The following is a 5,421-nucleotide window of genomic DNA, read 5'->3' on the forward strand; positions in this document are numbered from 1 at the left end:
CGCGCGCCCGCGCTTTCCCGGCGTGCTCGACCTGAGTGCCACCCTGACCCGCGCCAACGCCTCGCGGGTGCACCGCTACCTGCCGCTGACGGTGGGCGCATACGCCCGCGACTATGTGCGCGCAGCGGTGCGCGGCGGCGGCGCCAACCGGGTGGACTTTCGCATCCAGGGCGACGTGGACCAGATGCCGTTCGACAGTCCGGGCGCGAAAGGCGTGTTCCGCATCAGCGCCCAGCTGCAAGCGGTGGATTTCGCCTACGTGCCGCCCTACCTGCAAAGCGCGGGCGAAGCGTCCTGGCCCGGCTTGCAGCAACTCCATGGCGAACTGGTGCTGGACAGGGCCTCGCTCCAGATCAAGGGCGTGGAATCGCGGCTGGAAAACGCGCCCGGCGTGCGGCTGAACCAGGCACAGATCGGCGTGGCCGATCTGGTCCACACGCCGACCCTGGTGGTGAGTGCGCGCGCACAAGGACCGGCGGGCGAGGTGCTGGGCTTTGTGCGCCAGTCGCCGCTCAACAGCATGATGGGCGAGGCCTTGTCCCAGGCGCGCATGACCGGACCTGCCGACGTGCAGTTCCGGCTCCAGTTGCCGCTGAACGAGGTCGTGAACACCCGGGTGCAGGGCACGGTGCAGTTTGTCGGCAACGATGTCCAGATCAGCCCGGATTCACCCTTGCTGGCGCGCGCCACCGGCACCCTGGGTTTCAGCGAGCGCGGGTTTTCGGTGGCCAACGCACGGGCGCGCCTGTACGGCGGCGAGGTGCGCTTCGATGGCGGCTTGCGACCCGATGCCAAAGGCGTGGCGCGCCTGCTGTTTCGGGGCCAGGGCACGGCCAGCGCCGAAGGCTTGCGCGACGCCGATCTGGGTTTTGTCTCGCGTCTGCTGCGCAACGCCAGCGGCAGCGCCGCGTATGCCGTGCAGCTCGGTTTTCGGGCCGGCGTACCCGAGCTGTTGGTCACCAGCAGCCTGCAAGGCATGGCATTGAGTCTGCCCGCGCCGCTGGCCAAAAAAGCGGAGGACAGCCTGCCGCTGCGCTACGAAAACACGGTGCTGACGGCCACTGGACCGGCCTCGGACGAGGTGGCCAGCACCGACCGCCTGGCCATCGACCTCGGTACGCCGCTGACGGCGCGGGCGTCGCTGGTGTACGAGCGCGACATCACCACGCCCATACCCCGCGTGCTGCGCGGCAGTGTGGCGGTGGGGCTGGAGAGCGGCGAATCGGCGCCACTGCCCACCGAGGGCGTGTTGGCCAACGTGCGCGTGGCCTCCGTGGACGTGGACGCCTGGGAGAAGGCCTTTTCTTCGGCCAGTGGCGCCGATGTGCGCGGCACGGCGGCGGCGCAAAGCGCCAGTCTGAGCTACCTGCCCACCACGCTGGCGATCCGGGCCGATCAACTCATCGTGACCGGGCGGCGCTTCAACGGCCTGGTGGTGGGTGGATCGCGCCAGGGCACGCTGTGGCGCGCCAACCTCGACGCCCAGGAACTCAACGGCTATGTGGAGTACCACCAGGCCGGCACCGCTTCGGCGGGCAGTGTGTATGCCCGCCTGGCGCGACTCAATCTGGAACCCGCTGCCGCCGCAGACGTGGAGCAACTGCTGCAACAGCCCAGCAGCGTGCCGGCGCTGGACATCGCGGTGGAGGACCTGGTGCTGTCCAAACGGCACTTGGGCCGGGTGGAGGTCGAGGCCGTCAACCGTGGCGGCGGTGGACTGGCGCGCGAATGGCGCCTGAACCGGCTCAGCATGAGCATGCCGGAAGCGCGCCTGAACGCCACCGGCAACTGGACCGTGGTGGGCGCACAAACCGCTCCGAATGGCCCGCTCGACGGACAAAGGCGCACCGCGCTGAACTTCCGCCTCGACATCGAGGACTCGGGCCGCTTGTTGGCGCGCTTTGGGCGCGAAGGCCTGGTGCGTGGCGGCAAAGGCCGCATCGAAGGCACGATAGGCTGGCTGGGTTCGCCGTTGGCGCTGGACTATGCGAGTCTGAGCGGGCAACTCAAGATGGAAATCGAACGCGGCCAGTTCCTGAAAGTGGACCCCGGTGCCGCCAAGCTGCTGGGCGTGCTCAGCCTGCAGTCGCTGCCCCGGCGCCTGGTGCTGGATTTTCGCGACGTGTTTTCCGAAGGCTTTGCCTTCGACTTTGTGCGAGGCGATGCCGGTATCGAACAAGGTGTGGCCCGCACCAACAACCTGCAGATGAAGGGCGTCAACGCCGCCGTGCTGATGGAAGGCAGCGCCGATCTGGCGCGCGAACAGCAGAATCTGCAGGTGGTGGTGGTGCCGGAAATCAACGCCGGCACCGCCTCGCTGATCGCCACCGCCATCAACCCGGCCGTGGGCCTGGGCACGTTTCTGGCGCAGTTTTTGCTGCGCCAGCCCTTGCAAAGCGCGGCCACCCAGCAGTTCCAGATCACCGGCAGCTGGGCCGACCCGCAGGTGGAAAAAGTCGATCGCAAAGCGGTCCAGACCCCGGCGGACAAGCCCGGGGCTGTGCTGCAGTAAGCTCAATCCCCGCCACCCACCGGTGGCGGACCCAGCGGAAACGCCAAAGGAGTTGTCATGAAAGTCGCTGCCATCCAGATGGTCTCCGGCATCAGCCTGGACGCCAACCTCAGCGCCGCGCGGGCGTTGCTCGACCAGGCCGCACGCGCCGGAGCCGAGCTGGCCGTGTTGCCCGAGTACTTCTGCTTCATGGGCCACCAGGACGCCGACAAGCTCCTGCTGGCCGAAACGCCGGGGCTGGGCACGGTGCAGGATTTTCTATCGGACGCCGCGCGCGACCTCAAGCTCTGGGTGGTGGGCGGCACCCTGCCCATGGCCACCGAAGACCCGCTGCACGCGGCCAATGCCTCGCTGGTCTACGACCCGCGTGGCAAGTGCGTGAGCCGCTACGACAAGATCCACCTGTTTCGCTACGACAACGGACGCGAAGCCTACGACGAAGCCCATGTGCTGCAAGCCGGGGAAACGCCGACCGCCTTTGACCTGCCGAGCAAGAGCGGCCAGGCCTGGACCGTGGGACAAAGCGTGTGCTACGACCTGCGCTTTGCCGAGCTCTACCGTTTGCTGGCCGCCGAAATCCTGTTGGTGCCATCGGCCTTCACCTACACCACCGGCCAGGCGCACTGGGAAGTGTTGCTGCGCGCCCGGGCGATTGAAAACCAGGCCTATGTCATCGCCAGCGCACAGGGCGGTAAACACGAAAACGGGCGCCGCACCTGGGGCCACACCATGGTGATCGATCCTTGGGGCGAGGTCATGGCGCTGCAGGCCGAAGGCCCGGGCGTGGTGCTGGCCGAGCTGGACATGGAGCGCCTGCAGAGCGTGCGCACCCAACTGCCCGCGCTGCAACACCGCCGGCTTTGAGCCGCGCCATCCCGCCCGAGGCGGTAGCCGTGCCGAGCCAGGCCGGGCGCACCGGCGACCACCGCAAACCGCGTTCCCTGCGCTGGTTGTTGTGGAGCGCACTCTTGTTGCTGGTGGGTTTGCTCATCGCCGTGCTGGTGTTTCTGGCCGACGACTACGAGTTGGGCCGTGAGCAGGCGGCGCTGGAGCAAGACGCGGCCTCGGTGGTCAGCGACATCCGCAGCGCCTTGACGCGCAACAGCCAGACCCTGATGTCGCTCCACACCGGTGCGATCAGCGCCGCCGACTGGGCCGCCCCGGCGGCGCAGATTCTGGCACAGCGGCGGGAAATCGTGCAGCTGCAATGGCGCGACGGCCCCTTGCGACTGCTGGCCGCCGCCGACAGTCCGTTGCAACTCATGGCCACGGCCGACAGCCCGTTTCTGGCCGACTTGTACGGCTATCTGGGGCGCGACCAGTCGCTGCTGAACGCGCGCGAGGCCTGCGCCAAGGCCAGCCGCTTGTCGGGGCCGGCCTTTTCGGCCAGCTACTTCTGGCCCATGCAAGGCGGCAAAGGGCTGGAACTGATGGAGATGTGTCTGCCGCTGGGCGCATCCGGCGAGTCCAAGGGTTTTTTGATCGCCACCTATTCGCTCACTGGCATGTTGCAGGAGCTCACCACCAAAGACATCATCCGGGGCCGGGGCCTGGCCTTTGTGGAGCCCGATGGTGCGCGCCTGGCCGTGCACAGCCAGATCGACAACCACCGACGCACCCTGCGCGCCCGCGCGGTGCTCAATCTGCCCGGCCATGCCCTCACGCTGCAACTCGACGGTTCGCGCAGAGCCGGTGGCTGGTTTCCGAACCTGCTCACCGGTGTGGTGGGTGTGCTGGCCTTGTCCCTGCTGGGTGTGCTGGTGCTGCTCGGACGCGATATGCGTTTGCGCCAGCGTGCCGAACAGGAATTGGGCGATGCGCTGGCCTTTCGCAAGGCGATGGAGAACTCGCTCGTCACCGGCTTGCGCGCGCGCGACATGAGCGGACGCATCACCTACGTCAACCCGGCCTTTTGCCAGATGCTGGGGTTTTCCGCCAAAGAGTTGCTGGGCTCGGGTCTGCCCGCGCCCTATTGGCCCTCCGATCAAGTACAAGAATATGGGTTGCGCCAATCACAACGCCTGCAAGCCCACCTTTGGCCGCGCGAAGGCTTTGAATCGACATTCCAGCGCAAAGACGGCTCGCGCTTGCCGGTGCTGATCATCGAAGCCCCGCTGATCGACGCCCAGGGGGAACAGAGCGGCTGGATGGGGGCGATCCTGGACATGAGCGAACAGCGCCGGGTGGAAGACCTCAACCGCGCTTCGCAAGAGCGCCTGCAGGCCACCGCCCGCCTGGCCACGGTGGGTGAAATGGCCTCGCTGCTCAGCCACGAACTCAACCAGCCGCTGGCCGCCATCGCCAGCTACGCCAGCGGCACGCTGAATCTGCTGCAGCCGGGCGAAACGCCGCCACCGGGCGAACTGGGTCTGGCCATGCAGCGCATCAGCGAGCAGGCCGAGCGCGCGGGCCGGGTGGTCAAAAGCGTGACCGACTTTGTGCGGCGGCGCGAGCGCAGCCGCGAAGCCGTGGCCGCGCAAGACCTGATCGATGCCATCATGCCGTTGCTGGGTTTGCAGGCCAAAAAACTGGACATACGGGTGACGACCCAGATCGCCGACGGCCTACCCATGGTGCTGTGCGACCGCACCATGGTTGAACAGGTCTTGCTCAACCTCGCGCGCAACGGCATGCAGGCCATGCCCGAAGGCGACCCGACGCCGGCTTCGGGGCAGCGGCGGATCGAACTCGGTGTGAGCCAGTCTCGGCTCAGCGCCAGTCCACTGGCGCAAGGCCTGTCGCACCGGCGCTGGGTCGAATTCGCCGTCACCGACCACGGGCAAGGTCTCGCACCCGATGTCCAGGAAAAGCTGTTCACCCCCTTTTTCACCACCCGCGCCGAAGGCATGGGCCTGGGCCTGAGCCTGTGCCGCAGCGTGGTCGAACAACACGGCGGCGCGCTCACCTTC

At 67.4% G+C, this 5,421-nt stretch carries 3 protein-coding genes; all 3 read left to right on the forward strand.

Features of this window, described 5'->3' with window-relative positions:
- Nucleotides 1-2,512 (forward strand): YhdP family protein (locus tag ABYB95_RS16165; protein WP_372659588.1); only part of this gene is annotated, 2,512 nt, incomplete at its 5' end.
- A gap of 57 nt (nucleotides 2,513-2,569) precedes the next feature.
- Nucleotides 2,570-3,376 (forward strand): carbon-nitrogen hydrolase family protein, encoded by an 807-nt coding sequence (locus ABYB95_RS16170; protein ID WP_372659589.1) that lies wholly within the window; start codon nucleotides 2,570-2,572, stop codon nucleotides 3,374-3,376.
- Nucleotides 3,373-5,421, forward strand: a 2,049-nt coding sequence (locus tag ABYB95_RS16175; RefSeq protein WP_372659590.1) for a nitrogen regulation protein NR(II), incomplete at its 3' end; no start/stop codon positions are given. The genes ABYB95_RS16170 and ABYB95_RS16175, both read left to right, overlap by 4 nt.

Origin of the sequence: Hydrogenophaga sp., from assembly GCF_041633695.1 — a bacterium.
Taxonomy (GTDB): domain Bacteria; phylum Pseudomonadota; class Gammaproteobacteria; order Burkholderiales; family Burkholderiaceae_C; genus Hydrogenophaga.